Genomic DNA, 25,299 nt, shown 5'->3' with positions numbered 1-25,299 from the left:
GGGGTGAGCGGCGTCCGGAGTGTGTTGTTCTCGTTCGCGTCCGACAGTTACCGGTACGCGGTCCGGGAGATCCGGGAGGCGTTTCCGGGTGAGCATCGGTTCGAGCGGCTCGGGGCCGAGGTGGCTCGGCTGGCCGACACGGCAGTTCCGGTCGAGGAGTTCGCGGCGGCGTGTGACGAAGGCCGCATCATGTTCGTCCGGCATCTGACCCGCGAGATCGCCGGCTACCCGTTGGACGACCTGCCGACCGAGCCCGAGCTCGCGACGACGCTGCTCGAGGAGGTCACGGCCAAGTCGGTCGCGGTGCAGACCTGGGTCGACGGCACCGGGAGCTCCCACCACCACCTGATCGTCGAAGCGTTGGCCGGCCGCGGGGTGACGAGCAGCCGGTCCGGCCAGGACGTCGTCGTCTCCGGCGTCGCGGTCGGCAAGCAGCTGCTGATCGGCGTGAACCGGCTGTCGGACAGCCTGTCGGACTGGCCGGGTGGGCGGATGCGGCTGGCTCGCGGGGACGAGCGGGTGTCGCGGTCGGAGTTCAAGCTCGAGGAGGCGATCGCGACCTTCGGGCTGAACCTGCCCGCCGGTGGGAAGGCGGTCGACCTGGGTGCCTCGCCAGGCGGCTGGACGCGGATTCTGCGGCAGCACGGGCAAGAGGTGTGGTCTGTGGACCCTGGTTCGCTGGACCCGCGGCTGCGCGGCGATCGGCGGATCCATCACGAAGCGACGACCGCGGGCCGCTTCTTCGCGGCGAACCGGGTCCGCTTCGACGTGGTGGTCAACGACATGCGCATGGACCAGCTCCTGAGCGCCCGGATGATGCTCGATGCGGCGGCTCAGCTACGCCGCGGTGGGCTGGCGATCGTCACGTTGAAGGGCGGCGGCAAGAACCCGCTCGACGGCGCGCGGCGCGGGATCGACGTCCTCCGCGAGCAGTACGACGTACTGCATGCTCGTCAGCTGCACCACAACCGCAACGAGATCACCGTAATCGCCCGCCGCCACTGACCCGCCCCTCCCACCACCGCTGTTTCCAACCGGAGGGGTCATCCCCTCCTGTTGAGGGTTCTCCACTGGTACACCGCCGAAGAACCCCCAATTCGAGTGGATATCCCCTCGAGAGTCCCCGGGTGCGCCGGGCATACGAATAGGCGCCCGGGGGAACCCGGGCGCCTATTCAGGCCCTACACGGAGTAAAAGCTGGGATCAGCCGACGACGCGCTGGACCTTGCCGGCCTTGATGCAGGACGTGCAGACCTTCAGCTTGGTCGGGGTGCCCTTGATGAGCGCCCGGACCGGCTGGATGTTGGGGTTGAACCGCCGGGGCGTGCGAGCCTTGACCCGGCGGATCATCGCGCCCTTACCCAAGCGGGCAACGCTGTTGCCGAACGTCGGCTGCTTGCCGCAGACATCGCACTTCTTAGACATGATTCTCCGTGTTCAGGGTCGTGACACCGACAGACCATGTTACATGGGTGTCAGCGAGCCACCAATTCGGCTTCAGGACGTGAGGTAGGCCACTTCGTCCTCGGTCAACGACACCGAAAGTCCCGGTGTCGAGGTGCGGGTTTCGCTGATGTGACGCGGCCCGATCAGCGGAAATACAGGATACGGCTGGTGGAGCAGCCACGCCAAAGCGATGGCGGTCGGCTCGACTCCCTTGGCCTTCGCGAGCTCCCGCGCGCGGTCCAGCCGGCGGAAGTTCTCGTCGGAGTAGAAGCAGCGCACGAGCTCGGCGTCGGAGGTGTCTTCCGGCTTGGCCCGGCCGGTGAAGAACCCGCGGGCCTGGCTCGACCACGGGAACAGCGCGACCTGCCGTTCGCGCAGCCACGCCTGCGACTCCTCGTCGGACACATGCCGGCAGCCGGCCCACGGTACGTCGTACGCGCGGGCGAGGCTGAGGTGGTTGCTGAGCAGCGTGAACGGCTGCTTGCTGTTCGCCTCGGCGTACGCGTTGGCCTCGTCGAAGCGTTCCAGCGACCAGTTGGAGCCGCCGAACGCCTTGATCCGGCCGGCCTTGAAGTGCTCGTCGAGGACGTCGACGAACTCCGAGACCGGGATCTCTTCGTTGTCGCGGTGCATCAGGTACAGGTCGACGTGGTCGGTCTGCAGCCGCTCGAGGCTCTCCTGCAGCTGACGGGTGATCGCCTCGGGGTTGCAGTGCGGCGTGTGCGCACCCTTGCCGATGACAACGACCTCGTCGCGGTTGCCGCGGGACTTCATCCACTGCCCGAGCAGCCGTTCGCCGCGGCCACCGCCGTAGATGTACGCCGTGTCGAACGTCGTACCGCCGCGCTCGACGAAGTCGTCGAAGATCACCGCGGCGTGCGGCAGCGTCTGCTGGTTGTCGACGCCCATGACGAGCCGGGACACCTGCTTGTCGAGGCCGGAGACCTTCCCGTAGGTCATCGGGGCGTCGTCGCGCCGGGCCAGCGGACGGCCGGATGCGGTCGGGATGATGGCGTCGTCCCGCTCGCTCGCGTACTGCTGCCCGATCGCCGCCCGCCACTGGTCCTGGACGGTGAGGTTGCCGAGCGTGTCGGCCCAGCTCATCTCCGGGGCCTCCTTCGCCCCGGCCTGGACCGCCGCCTGCACGGCCTCGGCCTCGGCCGCGTAGATGAGGGCGGGCTCCGCGGAGATGTCCCGCGGCTCCTCCCCCACCTTGTGCAGGGTGACGTGGTTCGGCTTGCCGTCGCCGCCGAACCACGGGTCCTCGACGACGAGGTACCCCTCGCTGCCGAAGATCCGGACCTGGTTCTGGTCGGCCAGCCGTACGCCGGTGCTGACCTGGGCGGTGACGCCGCCGTCGAAGAACAGCGTGGCGACACTCCACTCGTCGACGCCGGTCTCGCCGACATGACCGACCGCGCTCACCGCGGCCGGGTCGGCGAACGGCTGCCCGGCCGCGACACCCGCGATGAGCCGCGAGTACGACACCGGGTAGCCGCCGACGTCGAGGATGCCGCCGCCGGCCAGTTCGTCGGCGAAGATCCGCGACTCGGGCCGGAACCCGGCGGCGAACGCGAACGTGGCCTGGATCTGGTGGACCGTGCCGATCTCGCCGTCGCGGACGAGCTGGGCGACCAGCTTGGTCTGCGGCAGGCACCGGTACATGAACGCCTCCATCAGGAAGACGTCGTTGCGTACCGCGGCCTCGATCATCGCCTCGGACCAGGCCCGGTTGATCGCGAGCGGCTTCTCGCACAGCACGTGCTTGCCGGCCTCGGCGGTCTTGATCGCCCACTCGACGTGCATCGGGTGCGGGGTGGCGATGTAGACCGCGTCGACGGTCTCGTCGGCGAGCAGGTCGTCGTACGAACCGTGCCGGTGCGCGATGTCCCACTTGTCGGCGAAGGCGTTGGCCGAGTCGAGGGAGCGGCTGCCGACGGCGACGACCTCGTTGGTCTTCGACGTCGGCACCTGGCTGGCGAACCGGGAAGCGATGTTGCCGGTGCCGATGATGCCCCAGCGGAGCGTTTGGTCAGTCAAAAGAGATCCCGTGGTTGGTTTGTGGTTTCAGGTCAGAACTTCATGGCGCCTGCCGCGAGATCGGCGATGAAGGAGCGCGCGCCGATCAGGAAGACGCCGATCAGGGGGATGACGCTCATCAGGGCTCCGGCCATCACCATTGAGTAGTCGGTGCCGTAGATGCCGTTCAGTTGGTCGAGGGCGACCTGCAGGGTGAGGCGGTTCGGATCCGTCATCACGATCAGCGGCCAGAGGTAATCGTTCCAGACGTTGATGAACGTGAAAATGCCGAGGAAGGCCAGACCCGGCCGGAGGACCGGCAGGCCGACGGTGAGGTACTGCCGGAAGAATCCCGCGCCGTCGACCTTGGCGGCGGAGATGAGCTCGTCGGGGATCGCGCCCTTGGCGTACTGACGCATCCAGAAGATCCCGAACGCGTTCGCGGCGCCGGGGATGATGAGGGCCTTGAGCGAGCCGATCCAGCCGAACTCGGCGAGCGTGACGAACTGCGGCACCAGCGACAGCTGGGTCGGGATCATGAACGTCGCGAGCAGGATCGCGAACAGGACGTTCCGGCCGGGGAAGTCGTACTTCGCGAACGCGAACGCGGCGAGCGAGTCGAAGAACAGCACCAGCACGGTCACACCGAGCGACGCGATCAGCGTGAGCAGCATCGAGCCGAAGAAGTCGATGTTGTCGAGCACCTTGCCCATGTTCTCGAACAGGTGGGATCCGATGAAGAGCTTCGGCGGATAGGTGAAGATGTCCGGGGTGGTGTTGGAGGCCATCACCACCATCCAGTAGAAGGGGAACAGCGAGACCAGGACGCCGAGCATCAGCACGACGTGGCCGACGGCGGTGCGTAGGCGCTCAACGGACATCTGCGGCCTCCCTCTTGGCATTCTGGGCTGCGATCTTGCGTTCCACCCGCCGAGCGGCGCGTCGGGTCAGGCGTTCGTCGTCGTTGCCGCCGATGAGACGCCAGTTGATGATGCTGAACAGCACGATCAGGATGAACAGCGCCCAGCCGATCGCGGCGCCGTACCCGAACTGGTTCTTGATGAACGCCGACTGGTAGAGGTACGAGACGATCGTCAGTCCGGCGTCGCCGGGGCCGCCGATGCTGCTGGTGTCTCCGAACAGCACGCGGGACTCGGTGAAGATCTGCAGTCCGCCGATGGTCGACGTGACCGCGGTGAACAGGATGACCGGTCGCATCATCGGCACGGTGATCCGCCAGAACGTCTGCCGCGGACTCGCGCCGTCCATCTTCGCGGCTTCGTACACGTCGGCCGAGATCGCCTGGAGGCCGGCCAGGTAGATGATCGCGTTGTAGCCGACCCAGCGCCAGGTGACGATCGTGGCGATCGCGATCTTGATGCCCCACGGCGAGGTCAGCCATGCGACCGGTCCGACGCCGATCGACTGCAAGAAGGCGTTGAGCAGGCCGAAGTTGTTGCTGAAGATCGACCCGAACACGAGGGTGATCGCGACCACCGAGGTGACGTTGGGGATGAAGTAGGCGATCCGGTAGAAGGTGCGGAGCCGGGTGGCGTTGTGCAGCGCGTTGGCGATCACCAGCGCGAGCAGCAGCATCGGCACGGTGGACAGCACCCAGATGATGACTGTGTTGCCGATCGTCTTCCAGAACGTGGCGTCGGTGAGCAGGTAGTGGTACTGCTCCAGCCCGACCCATTTCATCTGTCCGATGCCGTCCCAGGAGTGGAACGAGATCCAGATCGAGAACAGCACGGGGAACGCGCCGAAGATCGCGAACAAGATGAAGAACGGCGAGACTGCGGCGTACTGCGGCAGTGCCAGCTTGTACTTGTTCGGCGGCTTCTCGCTCGTGTCGGTGGCCGGTGTGACCGCCGTGACGGCCTTGGTGGTGACAGCCATGTCAGATCGCCCCCGCTCGGGTGAGTTCGCGCTGCACCTGGCGCTGGGCGTCCGCCCAGGCCTGGTCCGGGTCCTTGCCGGCCGCCTCGACGTTCACGAGCTCAGAGCTGATCGGCGTGTCGATGATCGAGTCGTACGGCGAGAAGAAGGCGCCGGGGTACTTCTTCGCTGACTCCGCGAACACGTCGACGATCTGCTGACCGCCGAAGAACGGGTCGGGCGCTGTCAGCGTCTTGTCCGTGTACGTCGCGGGCGTGGACGGGAACAGCACCGGGTCGAGGAACGCCTGGGCCTGGTTCTTGGCCGACTCCAGCCAGCTGATGAACGCGAACGCGGCCTTGGGGTTCTTGCAGTACTTCGTGATCGCCAGGAAGGACCCGCCCTTGTTGCCGGCGCCACCAGGAGCCGCCGTCACCCGCCAGAGTCCCTTGGTTTTCGGTGCCGCGTTCTTCGGCCCGAGCTGCGCCCACCAGACGGCCGCGTTGTACGCGACGAGCTTGCCGTTGGTGACGACGGCGTTCTTGTCGGTCGAGTTCTGAGCGTTGGCCGACAGTCCTTCCTTCACCACTCGGACGGCGAGGTCGAACGCCTGCCGGACGTGGTCCTGGTCGCCGATGTACTGCCCGTCGGCGGTCATGTAGCGCTTCGATTGCTGCGCCATCCGGTAGCCGTAGATCCCGGTGATGTTGTCGGTGATCGCGGATCCGGGCACGGCCTGCTTGAGCTTCTTGCCGAGCGCGATGTAGGTGTCCCAGTCGGGCGCCAGCTCGGCGACCGCGGCGGGATCGATGTCGATCCCGGCCTTCTGGAGGATGTCGGTCCGGTAGAACAGCGCGGTCGGGCCGGTGTCCATCGGGTAGGCCATCATCTTGCCCGTCTGGGTGATGCCCAGCTTCCACTTCCAGGGCAGGAAGTCCTTCTCGAGATCCTTGGCGCCGAGGTCGTTGAGGTCGTGGAACTGGTCGGCGTTGGGGAAGTACGTCGCGACGTCGTCGTTGATCGCGACGATGTCCGGGACGAGTGACTTCCCGGCCAGGGCGGTCAGCACCTTGGTCTTGTAGTTGGACCCGATCCGGGTCATCGCCAGCTTCATGCCGTCGTACCCCGGGACCGCCTTCTCCGCCTGACCGATCAGACCGTCGTTGACAGACCCGACCCAGGTCCACATGCTGAGCTCGTTCGATCCGCCCAGTGAGCTGCGGGAACCGCAGCCGGTGAGTCCCGCGGCGGCTGCGGCTGCGGAGCCGCCGGCCGCGAGGAAGTGCCTTCTGCTCAAGGTCATAGCCTCACCTGGCGCTTTCTGTTGGTTTTCGCCGGAAGGTGTCCAGATATGTTTACGTAGCCATTAGGTAAGCGCATACCGACTGAACCGGTCAAGGTGCCGGTGACAAGATTGGCCTCATGATGATGCGTGCCGTGACCGCCGTCCTCTTCGATGCGGACGGCGTCGTCCAGCGTCCGACCTCCGACTGGTGGTCGTCGTTGTCGTCGCTCGTCCCCGCGGACGGGGACGCCTTCGTCGCGGATCTGATGGCCGCCGAGAAGCCGTGCCTGGTCGGCAAGGTCGACTTCCGGGACGCGCTGGCCGACGTACTGCGGCGCTGGCACTCGCCGGCATCCGTGGACGAGGCGCTGGAGCCGTGGAGCTGGTTCGCCGCGGAGCCTGAGGTGGTGTCCTTGATCGGGTCGCTGCGGTCGGCCGGGGTCGGGTGCCATCTCGCGACCAACCAGCAGTCGTACCGGCGGACGATCATGCAGGACGAACGCGGGTACGGCGCCTGGTTCGACCGGACGTTCTACTCGTGCGATCTCGGGCTGGCCAAGCCGGATCCGGCTTATTTCCGGGCGATTCTCGGCTCGTTGGACCTACCGGCGTCGTCGGTGCTCTTCATCGACGACAACGTCGCCAACGTAGACGCTGCGGCGAGTGTCGGGCTCCAGGCGGAGCTGTACGACTTGTCGGCCGGCGTACCGGCGCTGGCTTCACTGCTTCGCCGTTATGACCTGCCGGTTCCGGCCTGAGGTCTTGTGATGGAGTGACGGCTGTGGCATCGTCGCCGGTCAATTGACAACGTAGGACATCCACCAGCCGCTCCCTGGAGGCCTCCCATGTCCGACCGCTTCACGCTCTCCCGCCGGCGTCTGCTCGGCCTCACTGCCGGGGTCGGGGTCGGGGTCGGGGCGGCAGTTTCGCCGTCGCTCGCCTTCGGCTCTTCCGTTGCGTCGGCGTACCCCAAAGGCCAGCGGCCGCGGGCCCTGAACGTCCTGACCGAAGACTCGCTGTCGTCCGCTGAACGGACACTCGCGACGACACTGCAGGGCCTGATGGCGCGCCGCGGCGGCGAATCCCTGTACCTGAACCTGCCGACCTTGGGCTATCAGCACTGGCTCGACGGCCTCGTCTCGCAGTACGGGGTCCGAGTCCGGACCGAAGACCTGTGGAAAACCGTCGGGCGGTCCGGCGTCCGCGGATATGTTCTCTTCCGTACAGGCACTCCGTCGGTCAACGTCGCGACCACGCTCGCCGGCGTGACGGGTGCAGTGGCAATCGAAGAAAGCTTGGAGGCACTCGCAATCCAGCACGGATTGCACAAAGTCCTGGACGTGCGGGACAAGGACGACCGCTGGGTGTTCGAGACGTACTGGCCCCGCCTGCGACACGACGTCGTGGTCGAGCAGCGCGCCGACTTCCCGGAGCGGCTCCGGGACTACGTCACGATGGCGGGGACGCTCGCCTTCTTCGACGGCAACTCGGACTTCCGCGCCGAGGTAGTCAACGCGTTGGACGACGACGGCACAGTCATCGGCTGGGGCGACGCCTCGAACGGCGAAGACGCATTCATCGGAGTCAACTCGAGCACGGGCGTAAAAGCCCTGCCCGCCGACCACGCACGCAACCTGTCCGTGCTCTCAGGAATCCGAGAGGACCACCTGAAGCAGCAAGGCCGCGCGTTCGACCCCGCCCTGCGCCCAGCGACGTCCACCGCTCAACCGACAAACGGACCACAGAGCGGAGGGGGTGGGGGGAGGGCCCTCGAACCAGCCGCGGACCCCAATGCCCATTACGTGAGCTTCCTGATCACCGACGGCGACAACATCCAGTGGGCGCTCGGCGATTTCCCGACCGATCCCCGCTGGTTCGGCAGCCCTCGCCGCGGTGAGGTCGACCTCGGCTGGGGCATCTCCCCCTCGCTGATCGACCTGGCCCCGTCGGTGATGCGCTGGTTCTACGAACAGTCCGAGAAGGACCGCTGGGTAGTCGGCCCCTCCGGCGCCGGCTACATGTACCCAAGCCGGTACCCCACCGCCGCCCTCGAGAAGCACACCGCCTCACTGGCCAAGGCAATGGGCAGAGCTGACCTCTCGGTTGCCCAGATCATCGATTTCGACGCGTTCGAGAACACCCGCCTCTGGTCCTCGTACCTCAAGCGCCGCGAGATCGACGGCCTGATCTACCTCGAGTACTCCCGGTACGACGGCCTCAAGGGCAAGGTCGTCTGGTCCGAAGGCAAACCGGTCATCTCGGCTCGCGCCATGCTGTGGGACGGCCTCGACGGCGCCGACGAGGCCTCCGTGACCGCCGAACTCAACGCCGCCGCCCGCAACCCGCACTCGACCGCCGGCTACTCGATCGTCGTCTGGCACGCCTGGAGCAAGTCGGTCGACAGCGTCCTGTCCGTCGTCAACAACCTCGCCCCGCACGTCAAGGTCATCCCGCCGGACACCCTGGTCCGCATGGTCGGCAAGTACGCCAAGCCCTAGCCTATTTGCCCATAGCAACGATAGTGAGGTTATCCACAGATTGAAATCTGTGGATAACCCAGATCCCTTGAAATAAAGGGATCTGGGCTTTGAAAACTGTCGGTGGCGGTGTCTAGGCTCTTGGGTATGGAGCGATTGGGCGACCGGCCGGTGTGGTCGATGAGTGGCGGCGAGATGCTGCACGCTCTCGACCAGGTCGAGGCCGAGATCGCTCAACGCGAGACTTACCGGCTGCAGTTGATCGCGGCCCTCGACGGTGTCGGTCACGCCGAACAACTCGGCGCCCGCGATACTGCGCAACTGCTGGAGTTCCGCTACCGCCTCGACCGCTACCGCGCCCTGCGCGACGTACGCCTGGCCCGTGCCCTACCCAAGTATCCGGCCGTGGCTGCCGCCCTGCCCGCCCTCGAGCCCGCCCCCGACCCGGCTGACGATCCGGCCGGTGATCTGGGTGTGGCTGAGGTGCGGATGCGGCCCGCGCAGGCCGAGGCGATCGTGTTCGCGCTGGAGAAGGTTCCGGACACCGTACCGACCGCCGATATCGACGTCGCCGAACGCGAACTGGTTGGCCTGGCCCGCAACCTGCCACCTGCCGAGCTCCGCAAAGCCGCCGAACATGCCCGCGACATCCTCGACACCGACGGGCCCGAAACCGAAGAAAACAAGGCGTACGCCCGCGAGACCCTCACCCTGATGACGGCTGACCGCGGCGTCAAGTTCAAGGGCTACCTCGCCAACGAGAACGCCGAGCTCCTGCGCTCGATGATCTTCGCAGGCGCCCGCCCCCACAAAACCGTCGACGGCCAACCCGACCCCCGCTCCCGCGAGAAGCGCCAGGCTGACGCGCTCACCACCACCCTGACCCTCGCCGCCACCGCCCTCGACGCCGGCGCCCCGACCCCCACCATCCCCCGCCCCGCAGCATCATCCAAGACCTCGCCGAGCGCCGACAGCGCGACTGCACCCGCCACAACGCGCGACACAGCAACCGGCACCAACGGCGGCACAGCGCCCGCCGCGAACGGCGACCCAGATAGCGGCGCCGATAGTGGCGCCGATAGTGGCGCGGTGCGTGATTCAGTTGGTGATGGTGCCTGGGTTCGGGGCGAAGGCGAACATCACCGTGACCATCGACCTGCAAGACCTCAAAGCCGCAACCGCCGACGCGATCGGCCAGACCATCTACGGCGACGGACTCTCCGCCGCCACCATCCGCCGCCTGGCATGCGACGCCAGAGTCATCCCGATCGTGCTCGGCTCGAACTCCGAGCCCCTTGACGTCGGCCGCAGCGAGCGGCTTGTCACCCGCGCCATGCGCCGCGCCCTGAACACCCGCGACCGCGGCTGCGTCGTCTGCGGAGCACCTCCGATCATGTGTGACGCACACCATCTGCTCTCCTGGATCGCCGGCGGCGAAACGAAGATCACGAACCTCGTGCTCCTGTGCCGCCGCCACCACACCGACCTGCACAACGGCTACTGGACCATCACCATCACCCACGGGGTGGTCCACGTGGCCCGCCCGGTCTGGGCCGACCCACCAGCCCACCAACCGGCAAGACCGAATAGCTCAGCCGCCACGACGCCGCCCCGTGCTGCGTCCAGTGCGTCGACGCCGTACGCCGGCCATCCCGTCAGCAAGCCGCCCGATCACAACCCAACCCCCACCACACGAACCGAACCCGCCCCACCCCCGCCCACACCTGTCCCGCCTCCACCTGTGCAGCCCTCGCCTCCACAGCTGGCACCTGTCCCGCCCACACACGCCCGGCCCACACCCGCCTCTCTCTCGTCCGTCCCGCCCACACCTGTGCTGCCCTCGCCTGCCCGGCCGGCACCTGCCCGGACCGGGCCGACCGAGCACGCATCACGCGACTGCGGGCTGATGGAGGAGGCGCCAGTCGACCGATCCGCGGCGAGAGCAGCGGTGGCGTCGGCGGTTCGACGGTCTGCGTTCGGACGTGAGCTGCTTCGCCGGGTGCGTTCGGTCGACGGGGATGTCGAGGATCCGACAGCCACCTCGCTCCGAGAGGCTGCGTACCAGGCGATCTGGGGTGAACCCACAACGCCGCCACCCGATCATCGGGCTGACCCGGAGCAGATCTCGAGCGCTGTTCGGCACGCTGATCCGCCGCCTGGGCAGCCGGCCGATCCTCTTCCGGTCGGCACGCACCGCGCGTCGTAGCTAGTTGCCTGCAGCAACTCGCCTGCGACGCTCCGGCCGGGTGCACACAACCGCCGGACCGACTAGTGGTGCAGGCGCCAACCGGCCGGTATCAGTCGACGGGACAATCTCCACGGAGTTCCTGACACCGACCCGGCGGCATGGCGACCACGCAAACTACCCGCCGGCGAGCACATCGACGCGCTCTGCAAATGCGGGTGCCCAGGCACAGGTACCCCGAGTTCGACGTACTGGGGACCGGTGCCCGCCGACCGTGAGCGCCGGCCGTCGTCGACAACCTGGAGAGGACCATCGCGCCGCGGTCAGGTCGTCGATTGGGCGGGCGGCCAAGTGTTGCTCATGCCAACCCCGGCCGGGCGGCCAACTGTTGCTCATGCCAACCCCGGCCGGTGCCGTCGCCTCGATGTCATCGCAGCACGATTCCTTCGGCGGTGCCATCAGTGCACACCCTGCCAGTCCTGCATACGGACCCAGCCGCTGGCGCGGCGGGCGATATGCAGGCGACATGCGCCCTGCCTGCGCCGACCGCGCAAGACGACCCTTGCGGACGACCGTGCAGGACACCAGTGCGGGACGACCCTTGCGGCCGACGTGCGGGACGACGCTCGCAGCCGACCGCGCGAGCCGACCCTTCCGGACGACCGTGCGGGACACCAGTGCGAGCCGACCGTTGCAGGACGACCCTTGCGGACGACCGTGCGGGACGACCGTGCGGGACGACCGTTGCGGGACACCAGTGCGAGCCGAGCGTTGCGGTACGACCGTGCGGGGCGAGCCGTCGACAGACGTGATGTGTCGACGACTCACCCAGCACGGCGAGCTTCTCCGCCCGACGCGCCTCGGCCCGGGTGATCGGGAAGCATGCCTGCCACGCGTGGTCAGGTGCGCGGGACCTTCAGTTTGTCCCAGGTTTGTTGGCCGGGGATTCCGTCGGCGTCGCTGCCGGGTTGGGAGACTGAGCCGTGGAAGCCTAGTTTTTGTTGCCAGGCCGAGTAGGACTTGAGGTCGCCGGTGCCCCAGGTGTCCTTGTTCGTTTGGGTTTCGTACTTGTTGCAGCCGACCGCGATCAGTCGCGCGTGCATTGCCGCGATGATCGGGCTCTTGCGGCCCATCACGAAGAAGGAATTGCCCGGGAACGTGACGAAGCCGGTGCGTGGTTCGGTCGAGTGGACGTACGACGGGCGCCCGTACCCGGCGATCACGTCCGACCGGCGGGTGTGGCGGTCACACTTGTCGTCGAAGTTGCCTTCGATGGTGTAGATGTTCGAGCCGCTGACACCCGTGACGAGGCCGACGTGGTCGATCTTCGACTTGACGTCGGTGCCGCCCCAGTCGAAGAACACGATGTCGCCGCGCTGGATGCCGGCGACGTCCTTGTGCCATTGGCTGTGGTTCTTGAACGCGTGGGCGTGGGCCGTGGTCAGGGCGAAGTACCCGCCGTACGTCACCGCGTTCTGGTTGCCGGAATGCCATGCCCAGTAGCTGATCGAGGCATCGCACCACGGGAAGTTGCCGCTGAAGGCGGAGCCGTTCTGATCGCGGTACCACTTCTGGATCTTGTTCGGCTCGCCGAGGCCGAGGTCGAGTTCGGCCTGATGGACCATGTCCTCGACGCCGCTCATGAGCCCGTGCTCCCGCTGTACTCCGGAGTGGCCGGCGGGCGGCCGAACCCGCCGCGCTCGGGTGGGCCGAACTCCTCTTCCAGCAGTTCGGTTTCGTCGTCGAGCCGGTGATCGAAACTCGGCTCGGTGAGCAATCGGGCCTGCTCTTCTTGAGACATCTCGTCCGGGTCGTCCGGATATGGTCCTCCGTTGGACCGCGCGTCGTCCATCGTCACAGCTCCCCCTCAAGACGTTCGAAGCCCCCAGCCTTGATCTGTTCATCATGCTCCGGCCCAGGATGTTCGTCCACGGGCCGGAGCATGATCGGCAGCGCTAGCTCAAGCGCTTCATCGACAGGCGGGTCTAGAGCTCGCGGAAGTACACCGCGAGCGGGAGTTTCACGCAGCCGAGGCTCTCGTAGAACGCACGGGCGGGCGCGTGGAAGTCGTCGCCGCCGGTGCCGATCTCGACGTACTCCGCGTGCGCGGCGCGCATCGCCTCGAAAGCGTGCTCGCACAACGCGGTCCCGGCATTCGACCGCCGGTACGCCGCTGAGACCGCCAGCAGCGCGACCGTACCTTTCGAGCGAGCCGGTTCGACGTTCCAGGCGACGTACCCGAGGAGTACGCCGTTCTCTTCGGCGATCGCGACGTACTTGTGCTGCGCCGGGTCGTGCAACCCAGCGACCTCCTGGTGGTAGTCGCCCCGCCAGTCACCGTGCTGGCGCGTGAAGATGGTCTCGCCGACCAGTGGCCGGAACGAATCTTCGAAGAACGGCCCGAAGGTGTCGATGGTCAGGTCGATGAGCCGGGCCAGGTCAGCGTCGACGTACGAACGAATCTGCATGGAGTGTGCCTCTCACAACGAAGGTGAAATCCGGGCAGGCGTCACCGGCGCGCCACGCGTGCGGCAGCGGCGGGCCGGTGTCAGCGCCGAATACGCCCGGCGGCGAAGCACTCCATGCAGGGGATCTTACCGGCCGACGCTGACGGGGACCGTGAAGATCTGACCTGTCCGAGGTCCGTTCTTGAGCCGGTCGAGGTTGTCGGTGATGCTGTCGTCCGCCCGCCACTCCGAGGTAAGGATGCAGAGGGTCGGACCGTTGAAGTCGGCCAGGGTCAGCGCGAACGGCGCGCGGTACTCCGGGAGGTCGATGTGCTGCAGAATCTCGCCGCCATCGAGGACACGGACGACCGCGTTGCCGCCGGTCTGTACCCAGATCGCGCCCTCGGCGTCGAGGCAGATGCCGTCCGGGCCGAGGTTGTCGGCGAACACGCGGCGGTTCGACAGCCCGCCGTCGGGCTCGACGTCGAACGCGGTCAGGCGGCCGGCGAACGACTCCGAGATCACCAGGGTCCGGCCGTCGGGCGTGAGCACCATCCCGTTCGGGAACTGGATCTCGTCCGCGACCTGGCGGACCTGACCGTCAGGCGTCACCAGCTTGATGTAGCCGGGTTTCGGCGCCTCGCCGCCGGCGAAGTTGAAGTCCGCGCCATTGAGATAGATGTTGTCGTGCGCATCCAGCACGAGCTCGTTGGCCTTCTGCTCGGCCAGAACGGTGATCGATCCGTCGGGCTCGTATCGCCGAAGCTTCTCGCCGGTGGTCAGCATCCGGCCGTCGGCCAGCCAGTCGATCGACCAGCCCATGAGCTGTTCTACCGGCACCGGGAAGTACTCCGTCTTGCCGTCGGCGTCGACCGCGGCCACCTGTTGCTCGATCCAGTTGCAGAACCACAGCCGCCCCTCGTGCCACCGGGCCGACTCGGGCATCCCGAGGCCGTCCAGCAGAATCTTCGGTTCGGACATCACGTCACCTCATTCGTCGATCGGGTCGTTTCACCCCCTACACGAACGAGGTCCGGCCGGATCGACGGCTGAGCAGAAAAAGCATGGCGATCAGCGGAAGCGTCACCAGGTACGCCGTACGCAGATCGACGACTCGCGCCAGTACGGCGAGGATCGCCGGCGCGAGCAGGATCGCCGTACCGGAGGCTAGCGCGCCCACGGCGGACAGGCGGGCCGAGCTGAGGCCGGGCGTCGCGACCAGGGCGGCGAGGGTGACCGGATAGAGCGGGGCGACGCCGAGACCGGCCACGACCAGACCGAGTGCGACGATCGCCGGGCTGTCGAACAGGCTCACCATCAAGGTGCCGCAGGCGGCGAATGCGCCGGAGGGGAGCACGGGTGACCAACCACGCCAGCGGATCGGGCCGATCGCTCGCCCTGCCGCCATCCCGATCGGGAATGCACTCCCGAGCAAGGCAGCAGTTGCCGTTGGCAACCCGGTGGCCACCAGCCGCGCCACCGCCCACACCACGAAACAGAACTCGACCGAGACCGACAGCACGACCCGCAGCCACCCGATCCCCACATCCATGACAACCTGCCGCCCCACGCGCCCCCGCCACTTCCGCCCCAGCCCCACCGCCGGCGCAGAATCAATCAACACCGCCACCGGCTGCTCCACGCGCCCATCGACCTGTCGAAACGGCCGGTCCGCGTGTCGGCCGACGGCGGGCCCAACCGGGTTCGAGCGGCGGGTGAGAAAGGCGAGGAGGAGTAGGGGCGGCGCCGCGGCGAGCATGGCTAGGCGGCCGCTGGGACCGAGGCCGTCGATGGCGCCGATGGCGAGTGGTGCGAGGATGCCTGTCCCGCTGGCGACCGCGTTGACGCGGCTGAGTCGGACTGCGGCTGTTGGTCCGTTGAGCATGAGCGGTGCGACCAGTGTGAGCATCGCCCCGCCCAGTCCGACGCACAGCGTGCCTGCGATGACGACGGCGTACGCCGGGGCGACGGCGATCAGCACCGCACCGAACGCGCAGACAACTGAGCCGAACGCCATGGCCGTCGGGATCGACCACGACCGCAGCAACCGCGGTCCGATCAGCGCGACAACCACCAGCCCGACCGCGAAACCCGACGACAACAGCGCCAGCCGGGCCGGCGGCTCGTCGAGGTCGCGGGCAAGGATGGCGACGCACGCGCCGAGACCGGCCAGTACGAATCCCATCGCGGACAGCGCGATGCCGATCCGGACCTCTTCGCCGCGAGTCCCGGATTCCGCACGCGCCTCCGTGCCCGCAGTCATTCCGAGCCTTTGAACAGCCTGCTGAGCTGGTGCAGGTCCGCCAGCTCGATGTCAGCGGCAATGCCCTTCAGCCCAGCGGTCAGCGCGCCAGAAGCCCGCCCCGCCGTCAGGCCGACCACGGTGTCCTCGACGACCAAGCACTGCACAGCCGGCACGCCGAGTAGCTCTGCAGCCCGCAGATATCCCTCGGGATCCGGCTTGCCACGCTTGACGTCGTCGAGCGTCACGAGGATCGACGGCGAGATCCCGACCGCGCCCAGCCGGACCTTCGCCAGCCGGGTCGACGCACTGGTGTAGACCGCCCACGGCAGACCCATCTGACCCAGTAGGGCAGTCAGCTCGAGCGCGCCCGGCGTGGCCACGACATCGGACACGTCGTCGCACTCGATATCCAGCACCCGCGCGACCGCGGTCGCACGCTCAGCTGGCGAGAGATCAGGCCGCATGCGTGAGATGGTCGCCTCGGCGGGGCTGCCGTGCGCGATCGCGAGCACATCGGCGACCGATACGCCGTACTCCGTCGCCCATTGGCTCCAGCTCCGGTCGACGACCGCATCGGAATCGACCAAGGTGCCGTCCATGTCGAACAGGACGGCGCGAATGTCCCGGATCTCCATGACCTTTCCTCCCCATTAAACTCGTCCCACGAGCATAAACTGATCCGGGGACAGAACGAAAGGCAGCTATGAATCCTGTGCGCCGGGGACAGTGGCAGATGGCTTCGGACGTCCTGACCCAACTCACCCGTCAGCCCGGGATCACCCGGGCCGCGGTCGCGCGGACGCTGCGATTGAGCACGGGTTCGGCGACAGAGGTGACGGCTCGGCTACGCGACGTGCACCTGGTGACCGAAGTACCGGCGCCTAGTCAGGGGCGCGGTCGGCCGACAACGCTGCTGCGGGCGCATCCAGAAGGACCTGTGGTGCTGGCGCTCGACCTGCGGCAGAGCAATTGGCGGAGTGCGATCGTGACGCTCGACGGGTCGCTGCAGGATCCGGAGTACCGGCGTCACCGCAGTAGGCGTCCGCAGGTCGTGCTGAACAACCTGCGGCGCCAGGTGGAGCAGGCGCGGCAGCAGTACGGCGACCGGCTGCGGATGGTGAGCCTCGCCGTACCAGGAACCATCCGCGACAACCACCTGATGCAGGCGCCGACGCTCGAGTGGGCCGAGCTGGATCTGGAGACGATCACCGAGGGCACCGGGCTGCCCCTGCTGGCCGGCAACGACGCGACTCTGAGTGGGGTGGCCGAGGCACGTACGGGCGCTGCAGCGGGAGCTGGTACGGCGCTGCATCTGATCATCGAGGTGGGCATCGGTGGGACGCTGCTGATCGACGGCGTGCCGGCGCAGGGCGCGTCTGGTGCTGGCGGTGAGTACGGGCACGTGCCGTTCGGGGACCGATCCCGGGCGTGTCCGTGCGGTGCTCGCGGGTGCTGGGACCTGGAGATCGACGGTCGAGCGCTGGCGCGGCACCTGAAGCAGGGGCGGCCGGACGACCCCTATGCCTACACCGAGGAAGTACTGCGGCGTACGGACCGGAGTGCGCGCGCTGCAGTCACCAAAGTGGTGTCAGCGCTGGGCAGCGGCATCGCGGGTCTGGTCAACGCCCACGACCCGGATGTGATCACCATCGGAGGGCTGGCCATCCCCCTGCGGGCGGCTGCTGAGCGCACGTTCAAGGAGGCCTACGAGGGTGGGCTGATGACGTTCCACCGCGGGTCTCCCCCGCCCGTGCTGCCTGCGACGCTGCCCGACGGTCCGCTGCGTGGCGCGGCCGCGCTGGCGCTCGACCAGCTCACCACCGAGCCCGCGATCGCCGCGTGGGTGGCGCAGCGCTAGTCCACTGCCTCTTCGACGACGGCCCCTTCTTCGACGGCCCCTTCTTCGATGGCCGCTGCGTCGACCGCTGCGACCTCATCGACCTCATCGACCTTCGGCTTGGGGACGATCGGCGGCTCCACCTTCGCCAGGATCTCGACGATGTCGTGCCGGTGGTGCTGGATCTCGTGCGCGGTGTGCCGGATGATCCAGCCCAGCGTGCGCGGCGCCCGCACCGGGTAGTTGTACAGCCCCAGCTTCCCGAGCTCCTGCGGCCGCAGTACTCGCGCAGCCGCACCGAAGTCCTTGGCGTTCCGGACCAGCGCGGCCGCCACCTCCATCGGGTCCTGGTTCTCGTACTTCTCCTGCTTCACCCGACCGGTCCGGTCCATCGGCGCGTAGACCGGCCGGTCCTCCGCCAGGCACTGCGCGATCCGCAGCCGCTGCACCTCGAGTACGTCGCGCACGTGGCACGCGTACTCGATCGCCGACCACACCTCCGGCTCCGGCCGCAGGCGCACAACACTCGCGTCCGGACCAGCCGCGGCTTTCGTCAGCGCCATGCTGCAGTCCGCCGACTGCCGGATCAGCAGGGTCACAGTGCCCTGCAGGTCACCGGTGTCGTAGTTGAAGCCGCACTGCTCGCAGTACCCGTCAACCGGGGGCTGCTGCTTGGTCAACTGCTTCTCCCTCGAAATCTCCACGCATGATCGACCGGACCGATCCCACCGCCGAGCGCGAACCCGGCCACGATCGCTCCGGTCACGTACTCCTTCGCAGCACCGACCGCGCTCGGTACGTCGTACCCACGGGCCAGGTACGACGCGATGGTGCTCGCCAGTGTGCATCCGGTGCCGTGCGTGTGCCTGTTGTCAGCCCGGACCGCGCTGTACGAACGCCGTACCCCTGGACCGTGCAGCACGTCCACCGCCGCCGTACCGACGTCGTGGCCGCCCTTCACGAGCACCCAGCGGGCACCTGCGTCCAGCAGCAGCTTTGCCGCGAGCTCCCGGTCCTCGATGGTCTCCAGCTCGATCCCGGCGACCGGTCCGAGCTCGGTGAGGTTCGGAGTGAGGACGGTGGCCAGCGGGACGATCTCGGAGCGTACGGCGTCCATCGCGTCAGCGGCTAGTAGTGCGTCGCCATGCTTCGACACCGACACCGGGTCGACCACGATCGGCACCCCGTCCGGCAGCGTGCGCAGCAGCGAGGCGACGACCCGCACCATCGATTCGGAGGCGAGCATGCCGGTCTTCACCGCATCCACGCCGATGTCGTCGACGACGCTGTGGAACTGGGCGCGCACCTGCTCCTCAGACAGCTCCCAGGCGCCCTGGACGCCGAGGCTGTTCTGCGCGGTGATCGCGGTCAGCACGCTCATGCCGTGCACGCCGTTCGCGAGCATCGCCTTGAGGTCCGCCTGGATCCCGGCCCCGCCGCCGGAGTCGGACCCGGCGATCGTCAGCACTCTGGGCGGTGCGATCCCGACCGGCATCTCAACTCCTGAAGTGGGCGTGGCCTGTCTCGTCAGCATACGGCGAGCCGTCCACCGTCACGGTCCCGGCCGGGCGTTCCTCGTTGCCCTCAGCAACCGACCCGATGACCGTCCAGCCCTCTGGCACGTCGGCCGGCTCGAACGTGCCGACCAGGGCGTGGTCCTCACCGCCGGTCAGCACGAACTTCAGCGCGTCCACACCGGTCGCGGCAGCGACGGCCTGCAGCGGCTCCGGCACGGTGAGCGCCTTCGTGTGCACGTCGATGATCACCTGGCTCGCAGCGGCGATGTGGCCGAGGTCGGACAGCAGTCCGTCGCTCACGTCACACAGCGAGGACGCACCGGCGAGTGCGGCGCGAGGGCCTTCGGCGTACGGCGGTTGCGGGCGGCGATGCGCTTCGACGACAGCCCGGGGTGAGCGGAAGCCGCGGGCGAGAACGGCCCAGCCCGCCTCGGCCCAGCCCAGCCGGCCGACGTACGCGACCTCGTCGCCAGGCCGGGCGCCTGACCGCAGTACTGGTGGACGACCGTCGAGCGAGCCGAACGCGGTGACCGACACGATGATCTTGTCCGACTGGACAGTGTCACCGCCGACGATGCTCGCCTCGACCAGCTCGCACTCGTCGACAAGGCCCTGGTTGAGCTCCAGCGCCCAGGCGGTCGGCAGGTCGGGCGGACCGCCGAAGCCGACCACGAGCGCAGTCGGTCGCGCTCCCATGGCCACCACGTCGGCCAGGTTCTGTGCGGCAGCCTTGCGGCCCACGTCGTACGCGGACGACCAGTCCTGACGGAAGTGCCGTCCCTCCACCAGCAGGTCGGTCGTGATCACCATGCGACCGTCCGGCACGGCCATCACGGCCGCGTCGTCACCTGGACCGACCAGGACGTCCTCACCTGTGGACAGCCCTTTGGTGACGGCCGCGATCAGGCCGAACTCACCCGTGCTCCCCAACGTCTCTGTCACGTCAGCAGACCTCCCATATCGCTGACCGGAGTCTAGGCGGTACCGTGACCGGGCAACTATGAGTACGCCCGGCAGTCTCGCAGTACCGCTGCATCACCGTCGCAGCAGTGCTCGCGGACGGCCCGGAGCCAGCTGAGGACGACTGAGTGGAGAACGACGTGGTGGTCCAGGCCTACATCCTGATCCAGACCGAGGTCGGCCGCGCGGCCGACGTCGCCGCGCAGATCGCCGAGGTCCAGGGCGTCACCCTGGCCGAGGACGTCACCGGTCCGTACGACGTGATCGTCCGCGCGGAAGCCCGCAACGTCGACGAACTGGGCAAGCTGGTGGTTGCCCGGGTCCAGAACGTTCCCGGCATCACGCGTACGCTGACCTGTCCCGTCGTCCACATCTGAGCCGTCCACACGGAGACCCGCCTGTTTTCGGTATGCCCAAAATCCTTCTGGCCGCACTCGGCGTGATCGTGCTCGCCGGGTGCAGCCCGGGTCCCACGCCCGTCCCGGTCCCCTCCCCCGCGCCCCAGGTCGCCGCCGCCTGCACGCAGCTCATCCAGGCGATGCCGGCAAAGGTTCTCGATCAGAAGAAGCGGAAGACCTCGCCCGAGAGCCCGCTGACCACGGCGTACGGCGACCCGCCCATCGAGGTGACGTGCGGCGTCGCGCCACCCGCCGGCATGGCCGAGGCCCAGTCACAGTGCTTCCAGGTGAACGGCGTCGGCTGGTTCGCCAAGCAGGTCCAGAACGGCTACATCTTCACCACCATCGGCCGCGAGCTCTACCTCGAGATGGCCGTCCCGTCGAAGTACTCCCCCGAAGCCAACGCCCTCACCGACGTCTCCGACGCTATCCACAACCACGACAAACTCGTCACGCCCTGTACCTGACGAGTGCATACTCCCTGGCGAGATCGAAAATCGTCTGCTGGTGGTGTCCGGTTGGGTGCCGCGGGGGCGACGTCTCGGGTGGAGGCGCCTGCGGTGGGCGTCCGGACGATGGGAGACAGCGGTGAAGTACATGATCCTGACGTATGCGTCGCAGCAGGACTATGACGGGATGGCCGGGAAGGACACCGACAAGCCCGCGTGGACGCCGGAGGACTTTGCGGCCATGGGGGCGTTCATGGAGAAGTTCAACAGCGAGTTGGTCGAATCGGGCGAGCTGGTCGAGACGCGGGCGCTGGCGGCGCCGGTGCTGACGCGGCGGCTCGGGTCGAAGGACGGGCAGTCGGTGGTGACGGACGGTCCGTATGCGGAGACCCAGGAGGTGCTCGCCGGGTACTGGATCGTGGAGTGCGAGTCGTTCGATCGGGCGACGGAGATCGCGTCGCGGCTCGCCGATACGCCGGCGCCTGAGTTCCTCCGTGCCACGGCGTACGCCGACATCCGGCCGATCGTCGAAGGCCAGGACGAACTGGTGGAGTGATCGGGATGACCGTCGCGCTTGGGGAGTTGCTGCGGGAGTTGGCGCCGCAGGTGTTGGGGGCGTTGATGCGGCGGTATGGGCACTTCGACACGGCCGAGGACGCAGTGCAGGAGGCGCTGCTTGCCGCGGCGGAGCAGTGGCCGGTGGAGGGCGTGCCGGACAGTCCTCGCGGGTGGTTGATCACGGTGGCTTCTCGTCGGCTGACGGACCTGCTCAGGCGGGAGCAGGCTCGTCAGCGGCGGGAGGACCGGGTGGCGCAGTGGGCACCGCAAGGTGAGCCGGTCGGTGAGCTGGTCGGAGGTGCGGACGACACGCTGGTGCTGCTGTTCCTTTGTTGTCATCCGTCGTTGTCGCCGGCGTCGCAGATCGCGTTGACGCTGCGGGCGGTCGGCGGTCTGACGACGACGGAGATCGCCCGCGCGTTCCTGGTGCCGGAGGCAACCATGACGCGGCGGATCACCCGGGCGAAGGCGAGCGTGAAGGACAGCGGGGCGCGGTTCACGATGCCGGTCGATCGCGAGGAGCGGCTGGGCGCGGTGCTCAAGGCCGTTTACCTCATCTTCAACGAGGGATACGCCAGTACGACGGGTGCCAGCCTGCAGCGTGGTGAGCTGGCGGCCGAGGGGATCCGATTGGCGCGGATGCTGCATCGGCTGCTTCCCGACGATGCCGAGGTGGCGGGGCTGTTGGCGTTGCTGCTGCTGACCGACGCCCGGCGGCCGGCGCGGACCGGGCCGCTCGGCGAGCTTGTGCCGATGGCGGAGCAGGACCGGACGCTGTGGATCCCGGAGCTGATCCAGGAGGGCGTCGAGCTGATCACTGCGACGCTGCCACGCGGGCCGGTCGGGCCGTACCAACTGCAGGCCGCGATCGCTGCGGTTCACGACGAATCACCGACTGCCGAGGACACAGACTGGCCGCAGATCGTCGCGCTGTACGAGGTGCTGCTCCAGCTGACCGGCAATCCGATGGTCGCGCTCAATCACGTGGTGGCGGTTGCGATGGCGCGTGGGGCGACCGAGGGACTCGAGCTCCTCGCTTCGATCGAGACCGACGAGCGGATCGCCGATGATCACAGATTGTCCGCCGTCCGGGCGCATCTGCTGGAGATGGCCGGCGACGCGGCGGGAGCCCGCGCCGCGTACGAGGAGGCCGCGAGCAGGACGACGAGCCTCCCCCAGCAGCGTTATCTCCATGCCCGGGCGAGCCGCCTTTGACCGCGGGAAGGGGCAGTTGACCACGGAACGCCGGCGAGAAGCTGGACATCGTCGCAGCACGAGCCAAGCAGGCTTGGTGATCAGGTCGGCGTGATCAGGTCGGCGAACACCACGATATTGGCCTCGTACTTCGCCGACTCGTAGTCGAGGCCGCCGCAGGTGATCAGTCGCAACCCGGCGTGGTCGATGTCGCCGTAGACCGCGGCGCTCGGGAAGCTGGTCTTGGGATACTGCTGGACCCGATTCACCCGGAACACCGCGCTCGAGCGGTCCTGCCGGCTGACGACGACCGTGTCTCCGGACTTCAGCTGTGCCAGTCGGGCGAACACGCCTGCCCGGCCGGACCAGTGGACGTGACCGGCGATGACGGCCGGGCCGCGCTCGCCTGGTGTCGGGGCGCCCGTGAACCAGCCGGCCGGGAATCCGTTCGGCGGGACCTGCAGTGTGTCGTTGCGTTTGAGGCCGAGACGGATCAGGCCTGAATCCACCCCGATCGCGGGGATCTTGACCCGGATCGGGGTGGACTTCCGCATCGGAGCCGGCTGCCGGCGTCCCGGATCGGGAGGTGAGGACCGTCGGGACGGTGCAGTCGATGGCTCTGAGCGGAGCGATGGGGTGTTGGTGCCTGCTGGTGCGGTGCGTTGCGGCGTGGCCCTGGCCGGTGCGCTCGGCGTAGGCGTGACGACAGTGGTGGTTGGCGCGGCGGCGCCGCTCGGTGCGACCTCGGCGGGCATCGCACCAGGCTGAGTCGGCCCCGTGCCTGACTCAGCGGTGCACCCGGCCGCCGTCAAGACTGCCGCGAGGAGCAGAGCCGCCGCGCCGGTCCTCATGAGGTGCCGGCCCAGCCGAACCAGCTCAGTCCGGGGACGACCGGCGGCCTGACGAGGACGCTCAAGAGGCCGGATGCATCACCTGTTCCGACCGACCCTTGCGGGGTCCTGGTGACCTGCGGCGGCCGAGGCGTGGTCGGCGGCGTGGTCGGAGGTGTGGTCGGAGGTGTCGTCGGAGGTGTCGTCGGAGGTGTCGTCGGCGGCGTCGTGGGCGGCGTCGTCGGCGGCGTCGTCGGCGGCGTGGTCGGCGGCGTGGTCGGCGGCGTGGTCGGCGGCGTGGTCGGCGGTGTCGTCGGCGGCGTGGTCGGCGGTGTCGTCGGCGGCGTCGTGGGAGGTGTGGTCGGCGGCGTCGTGGGAGGTGTGGTCGGAGGTGTCGTGGGAGGTGTGGTCGGAGGTGTCGTGGGAGGCGTCGTGGGCGGCGTCGTGGGCGGCGTCGTGGGCGGCGTCGTGGGCGGCGTCGTCGGCGGCGTCGTCGGCGGCGTCGTCGGAGGCGTCGTCGGAGGCGTCGTCGGAGGCGTCGTGGGAGGCGTCGTGGGAGGCGTCGTGGGAGGCGTGGTGGGAGGCGTCGTGGGTGGCGTGGTCGGCGGGGTTGTGTCGCAGGACGGTTTGGTGAGGGTGTTGGTGTCTAGCGTCACCGAGCCGTTGCGAGCCAGCATTCGGCCGACGGCCGTGGCGCCGGTGTTCATGGTGATCGACGTCAGCGCCAGGACGGTTCCGCGGAACTGGGCCGCGGTGCCGATGGTCGCCGAACTGCCCACCTGCCAGAACACGTGGCACGCCTGAGCCCCGTTCGTCAGCACCACACTGCTGCTGCTCGCGGTGGTGAGGGTCGAGCCCGCCTGGAACACGAAGACCGCCCCCGCGTCGCCCTCCGCGTCCAAGGTCAGTGCACCGGTCAGTCCGATAGAGGAGGCCGAGTTGTACACACCCTGGGTCAGGGTCTTTCCGCCCAGGTCGTCGGTGATCGGCGTCCGCGGCGACTCCCCGGCGGCGACGTTGTAGGCCGTGACCAGGTCCTTCTTCGCCTGCTGGGTCACGTCGTCGCCGGCGTGGTTGGTGCCGGTGATCGTCATCGTTCCGGTGCCGGTGATCGCCGGGTTCGGGAAGCTGCCGATGTCCCCGGTCAGTACGGTCGGTCCGGTGTTGGTGATCCCGGCACCGGCGAGGATCACGAAACTCTTGGCGGTACCGAGGGGCACCGCCACGGCCGCCGCCTGAGCATTGCCTCCGGTGGCCAGCAGACCGCCGGCGGACACGACGAGCGCGGCTGCTACGGCGAGTGCGCTCAGCCGCAATCGGCTGCCAGATATCGCATAGGTGGAAAACTTCATGATTCGGTTTCACCCTCAGTCCATCGATGGAACCGCGGCCTGATCCGATGGATCGGCGCAGCTCGTTACCCGGGCGATTCGTGGTGAAGGAGGATCCGCGGTCGCAAGAACGACATCGAGCGATCCGAGACAGGTCTGGGCCCGGTAACAGGACATCAGGAGACCGCCACGAGCGGCAGGACAGGACTCCCTGACCCGACGCCTTGAAGGCGTGGTCGCACC

27 protein-coding genes and 1 pseudogene are annotated in these 25,299 nt (G+C 68.0%); 11 read left to right on the top strand and 17 right to left on the bottom strand.

The features are described from left to right. Positions 1-3: 3 nt before the first annotated feature. A complete protein-coding gene (locus EV645_RS37285; protein ID WP_242000899.1) occupies positions 4-1,005 on the top strand; it encodes an SAM-dependent methyltransferase in 1,002 nt (333 codons plus the stop codon). A 198-nt stretch (positions 1,006-1,203) separates the two neighbouring features. Here the strand turns inward: EV645_RS37285 and rpmB are convergent, their stop codons facing one another. From rpmB to EV645_RS37260, 5 genes are all read right to left on the bottom strand, one after another. Further along, complete coding sequence (gene rpmB / locus EV645_RS37280) at positions 1,204-1,425, bottom strand: 50S ribosomal protein L28 (RefSeq protein ID WP_130449155.1); 222 nt, start codon at positions 1,423-1,425, stop codon at positions 1,204-1,206. Positions 1,426-1,497: 72 nt separating this feature from the next. Beyond that, the gene (locus EV645_RS37275; RefSeq protein WP_130449153.1) at positions 1,498-3,486 is read right to left on the bottom strand and encodes an aldo/keto reductase; all 1,989 of its coding nucleotides are present in this window, start codon (positions 3,484-3,486) and stop codon (positions 1,498-1,500) included. Positions 3,487-3,518: 32 nt separating this feature from the next. Further along, positions 3,519-4,346: a carbohydrate ABC transporter permease gene (locus tag EV645_RS37270; protein ID WP_130449151.1), complete on the bottom strand. Its 828-nt coding sequence runs from the start codon at positions 4,344-4,346 to the stop codon at positions 3,519-3,521. Beyond that, positions 4,336-5,364 (bottom strand): carbohydrate ABC transporter permease, encoded by a 1,029-nt coding sequence (locus EV645_RS37265; RefSeq protein WP_130449149.1) that lies wholly within the window; start codon positions 5,362-5,364, stop codon positions 4,336-4,338. The genes EV645_RS37270 and EV645_RS37265 overlap by 11 nt, the downstream gene beginning before the upstream one ends. Position 5,365: 1 nt before the next feature. Further along, positions 5,366-6,646: an ABC transporter substrate-binding protein gene (locus tag EV645_RS37260; RefSeq protein ID WP_130449147.1), complete on the bottom strand. Its 1,281-nt coding sequence runs from the start codon at positions 6,644-6,646 to the stop codon at positions 5,366-5,368. Positions 6,647-6,765: 119 nt separating this feature from the next. On the opposite strand from EV645_RS37260, the gene EV645_RS37255 reads away from it, so the two are divergent. The 4 genes and pseudogenes from EV645_RS37255 to EV645_RS43010 form a co-directional block, all read left to right on the top strand. Continuing rightward, positions 6,766-7,386, top strand: coding sequence for an HAD family hydrolase (locus EV645_RS37255; protein WP_130449145.1), 621 nt, complete (start codon positions 6,766-6,768; stop codon positions 7,384-7,386). A gap of 87 nt (positions 7,387-7,473) precedes the next feature. Continuing rightward, positions 7,474-9,126: a GxGYxYP domain-containing protein gene (locus EV645_RS37250; protein WP_130449143.1), complete on the top strand. Its 1,653-nt coding sequence runs from the start codon at positions 7,474-7,476 to the stop codon at positions 9,124-9,126. 126 nt (positions 9,127-9,252) lie between these two features. Then, entirely contained in the window at positions 9,253-10,404 is a 1,152-nt protein-coding gene (locus EV645_RS43015) for a DUF222 domain-containing protein (RefSeq protein ID WP_130449141.1), read from the top strand. After that, a pseudogene (locus EV645_RS43010) lies at positions 10,289-10,540 on the top strand (DUF222 domain-containing protein); the annotation flags it as partial. The gene EV645_RS43015 and the pseudogene EV645_RS43010, both read left to right, overlap by 116 nt. Positions 10,541-10,602: 62 nt before the next feature. Here the strand turns inward: EV645_RS43010 and EV645_RS43005 are convergent. The 7 genes from EV645_RS43005 to EV645_RS37215 all read right to left on the bottom strand — a co-directional run bounded on the left by EV645_RS43005 (position 10,603) and on the right by EV645_RS37215 (position 16,617). Beyond that, positions 10,603-10,767 carry a hypothetical protein gene (locus tag EV645_RS43005; protein ID WP_242000919.1) on the bottom strand — a complete coding sequence of 55 codons (165 nt, stop codon included), beginning with the start codon at positions 10,765-10,767 and terminating at the stop codon, positions 10,603-10,605. Between the two features lie 1,422 nt (positions 10,768-12,189). Beyond that, positions 12,190-12,933, bottom strand: a complete 744-nt coding sequence (locus EV645_RS37235) for a peptidoglycan-binding protein (RefSeq protein WP_198682120.1) — start codon at positions 12,931-12,933, stop codon at positions 12,190-12,192. Next, entirely contained in the window at positions 12,930-13,142 is a 213-nt protein-coding gene (locus tag EV645_RS42475; RefSeq protein ID WP_198682119.1) for a hypothetical protein, read from the bottom strand. The genes EV645_RS37235 and EV645_RS42475 overlap by 4 nt, the downstream gene beginning before the upstream one ends. A 133-nt stretch (positions 13,143-13,275) precedes the next feature. Continuing rightward, the gene (locus tag EV645_RS37230; RefSeq protein ID WP_130449137.1) at positions 13,276-13,758 is read right to left on the bottom strand and encodes a GNAT family N-acetyltransferase; all 483 of its coding nucleotides are present in this window, start codon (positions 13,756-13,758) and stop codon (positions 13,276-13,278) included. 126 nt (positions 13,759-13,884) lie between these two features. Then, positions 13,885-14,718 carry an SMP-30/gluconolactonase/LRE family protein gene (locus tag EV645_RS37225; protein WP_130449135.1) on the bottom strand — a complete coding sequence of 278 codons (834 nt, stop codon included), beginning with the start codon at positions 14,716-14,718 and terminating at the stop codon, positions 13,885-13,887. A 37-nt stretch (positions 14,719-14,755) separates the two neighbouring features. Next, positions 14,756-16,000, bottom strand: a complete 1,245-nt coding sequence (locus EV645_RS37220; RefSeq protein WP_130449133.1) for an MFS transporter — start codon at positions 15,998-16,000, stop codon at positions 14,756-14,758. Further along, complete coding sequence (locus tag EV645_RS37215) at positions 15,997-16,617, bottom strand: HAD-IA family hydrolase (RefSeq protein WP_130449131.1); 621 nt, start codon at positions 16,615-16,617, stop codon at positions 15,997-15,999. Before EV645_RS37215 ends, EV645_RS37220 begins: the two co-directional genes overlap by 4 nt. A gap of 98 nt (positions 16,618-16,715) precedes the next feature. On the opposite strand from EV645_RS37215, the gene EV645_RS37210 reads away from it, so the two are divergent. Further along, entirely contained in the window at positions 16,716-17,840 is a 1,125-nt protein-coding gene (locus tag EV645_RS37210) for an ROK family transcriptional regulator (protein WP_242000897.1), read from the top strand. On the opposite strand, the gene EV645_RS37205 is transcribed toward EV645_RS37210, so the two are convergent. The 3 genes from EV645_RS37205 to EV645_RS37195 are packed head-to-tail and all read right to left on the bottom strand — an operon-like array spanning position 17,837 to position 20,278. After that, complete coding sequence (locus EV645_RS37205) at positions 17,837-18,499, bottom strand: DinB family protein (RefSeq protein ID WP_130449127.1); 663 nt, start codon at positions 18,497-18,499, stop codon at positions 17,837-17,839. The genes EV645_RS37210 and EV645_RS37205 overlap by 4 nt on opposite strands. Further along, positions 18,496-19,314: a bifunctional hydroxymethylpyrimidine kinase/phosphomethylpyrimidine kinase gene (thiD, locus tag EV645_RS37200; RefSeq protein WP_130449125.1), complete on the bottom strand. Its 819-nt coding sequence runs from the start codon at positions 19,312-19,314 to the stop codon at positions 18,496-18,498. Before thiD ends, EV645_RS37205 begins: the two co-directional genes overlap by 4 nt. 1 nt (position 19,315) lies before the next feature. Next, on the bottom strand, positions 19,316-20,278 hold the full coding sequence (locus EV645_RS37195; RefSeq protein ID WP_130449123.1) for a thiamine-phosphate kinase: 963 nt from the start codon (positions 20,276-20,278) through the stop codon (positions 19,316-19,318). A 158-nt stretch (positions 20,279-20,436) separates the two neighbouring features. Between EV645_RS37195 and EV645_RS37190 the strand changes: the two genes are divergently transcribed. The 4 genes from EV645_RS37190 to EV645_RS37175 all read left to right on the top strand — a co-directional run bounded on the left by EV645_RS37190 (position 20,437) and on the right by EV645_RS37175 (position 22,916). Then, a complete protein-coding gene (locus tag EV645_RS37190) occupies positions 20,437-20,673 on the top strand; it encodes an Lrp/AsnC family transcriptional regulator (protein ID WP_170990044.1) in 237 nt (78 codons plus the stop codon). Between the two features lie 32 nt (positions 20,674-20,705). Then, positions 20,706-21,161: a DUF3515 domain-containing protein gene (locus EV645_RS37185; protein WP_130449121.1), complete on the top strand. Its 456-nt coding sequence runs from the start codon at positions 20,706-20,708 to the stop codon at positions 21,159-21,161. A gap of 130 nt (positions 21,162-21,291) precedes the next feature. Further along, positions 21,292-21,699 (top strand): YciI family protein, encoded by a 408-nt coding sequence (locus EV645_RS37180; protein WP_198682132.1) that lies wholly within the window; start codon positions 21,292-21,294, stop codon positions 21,697-21,699. Between the two features lie 5 nt (positions 21,700-21,704). Beyond that, a complete protein-coding gene (locus EV645_RS37175; RefSeq protein WP_130449117.1) occupies positions 21,705-22,916 on the top strand; it encodes an RNA polymerase sigma factor in 1,212 nt (403 codons plus the stop codon). Between the two features lie 80 nt (positions 22,917-22,996). Here the strand turns inward: EV645_RS37175 and EV645_RS42470 are convergent, their stop codons facing one another. After that, entirely contained in the window at positions 22,997-23,449 is a 453-nt protein-coding gene (locus tag EV645_RS42470; RefSeq protein WP_198682118.1) for a class F sortase, read from the bottom strand. 82 nt (positions 23,450-23,531) lie between these two features. Between EV645_RS42470 and EV645_RS43265 the strand changes: the two genes are divergently transcribed. Further along, entirely contained in the window at positions 23,532-23,663 is a 132-nt protein-coding gene (locus tag EV645_RS43265; RefSeq protein ID WP_277877149.1) for a hypothetical protein, read from the top strand. Between the two features lie 79 nt (positions 23,664-23,742). Here the strand turns inward: EV645_RS43265 and EV645_RS43485 are convergent, their stop codons facing one another. After that, a complete protein-coding gene (locus EV645_RS43485; RefSeq protein ID WP_130449112.1) occupies positions 23,743-25,077 on the bottom strand; it encodes an ice-binding family protein in 1,335 nt (444 codons plus the stop codon). Positions 25,078-25,299 lie beyond the last annotated feature (222 nt).

Source organism: Kribbella rubisoli (assembly GCF_004217145.1).
Taxonomy (GTDB): Bacteria; Actinomycetota; Actinomycetes; order Propionibacteriales; family Kribbellaceae; genus Kribbella; species Kribbella rubisoli.
This window is presented reverse-complemented; position numbering and strand designations above follow the sequence as displayed.

What these genes read in the sequence shown, in the direction of transcription:
- EV645_RS37215 (WP_130449131.1), bottom strand. Translation starts at nt 16,617, where the DNA reads ATGGAGATCCGGGACATTCGCGCCGTCCTGTTCGACATGGACGGCACC.
- EV645_RS43015 (WP_130449141.1), top strand. Translation starts at nt 9,253, where the DNA reads ATGGAGCGATTGGGCGACCGGCCGGTGTGGTCGATGAGTGGCGGCGAG.
- EV645_RS37260 (WP_130449147.1), bottom strand. Translation starts at nt 6,646, where the DNA reads ATGACCTTGAGCAGAAGGCACTTCCTCGCGGCCGGCGGCTCCGCAGCC.
- rpmB (WP_130449155.1), bottom strand. Translation starts at nt 1,425, where the DNA reads ATGTCTAAGAAGTGCGATGTCTGCGGCAAGCAGCCGACGTTCGGCAAC.
- thiD (WP_130449125.1), bottom strand. Translation starts at nt 19,314, where the DNA reads ATGCCGGTCGGGATCGCACCGCCCAGAGTGCTGACGATCGCCGGGTCC.
- EV645_RS37230 (WP_130449137.1), bottom strand. Translation starts at nt 13,758, where the DNA reads ATGCAGATTCGTTCGTACGTCGACGCTGACCTGGCCCGGCTCATCGAC.
- EV645_RS37235 (WP_198682120.1), bottom strand. Translation starts at nt 12,933, where the DNA reads ATGAGCGGCGTCGAGGACATGGTCCATCAGGCCGAACTCGACCTCGGC.
- EV645_RS37225 (WP_130449135.1), bottom strand. Translation starts at nt 14,718, where the DNA reads ATGTCCGAACCGAAGATTCTGCTGGACGGCCTCGGGATGCCCGAGTCG.
- EV645_RS37180 (WP_198682132.1), top strand. Translation starts at nt 21,292, where the DNA reads ATGATCCTGACGTATGCGTCGCAGCAGGACTATGACGGGATGGCCGGG.
- EV645_RS37255 (WP_130449145.1), top strand. Translation starts at nt 6,766, where the DNA reads ATGATGATGCGTGCCGTGACCGCCGTCCTCTTCGATGCGGACGGCGTC.
- EV645_RS42470 (WP_198682118.1), bottom strand. Translation starts at nt 23,449, where the DNA reads ATGCGGAAGTCCACCCCGATCCGGGTCAAGATCCCCGCGATCGGGGTG.
- EV645_RS37185 (WP_130449121.1), top strand. Translation starts at nt 20,706, where the DNA reads ATGCCCAAAATCCTTCTGGCCGCACTCGGCGTGATCGTGCTCGCCGGG.
- EV645_RS37210 (WP_242000897.1), top strand. Translation starts at nt 16,716, where the DNA reads ATGGCTTCGGACGTCCTGACCCAACTCACCCGTCAGCCCGGGATCACC.
- EV645_RS37265 (WP_130449149.1), bottom strand. Translation starts at nt 5,364, where the DNA reads ATGGCTGTCACCACCAAGGCCGTCACGGCGGTCACACCGGCCACCGAC.
- EV645_RS37270 (WP_130449151.1), bottom strand. Translation starts at nt 4,346, where the DNA reads ATGTCCGTTGAGCGCCTACGCACCGCCGTCGGCCACGTCGTGCTGATG.
- EV645_RS42475 (WP_198682119.1), bottom strand. Translation starts at nt 13,142, where the DNA reads ATGGACGACGCGCGGTCCAACGGAGGACCATATCCGGACGACCCGGAC.
- EV645_RS37220 (WP_130449133.1), bottom strand. Translation starts at nt 16,000, where the DNA reads ATGACTGCGGGCACGGAGGCGCGTGCGGAATCCGGGACTCGCGGCGAA.
- EV645_RS37175 (WP_130449117.1), top strand. Translation starts at nt 21,705, where the DNA reads ATGACCGTCGCGCTTGGGGAGTTGCTGCGGGAGTTGGCGCCGCAGGTG.
- EV645_RS37250 (WP_130449143.1), top strand. Translation starts at nt 7,474, where the DNA reads ATGTCCGACCGCTTCACGCTCTCCCGCCGGCGTCTGCTCGGCCTCACT.
- EV645_RS43485 (WP_130449112.1), bottom strand. Translation starts at nt 25,077, where the DNA reads ATGAAGTTTTCCACCTATGCGATATCTGGCAGCCGATTGCGGCTGAGC.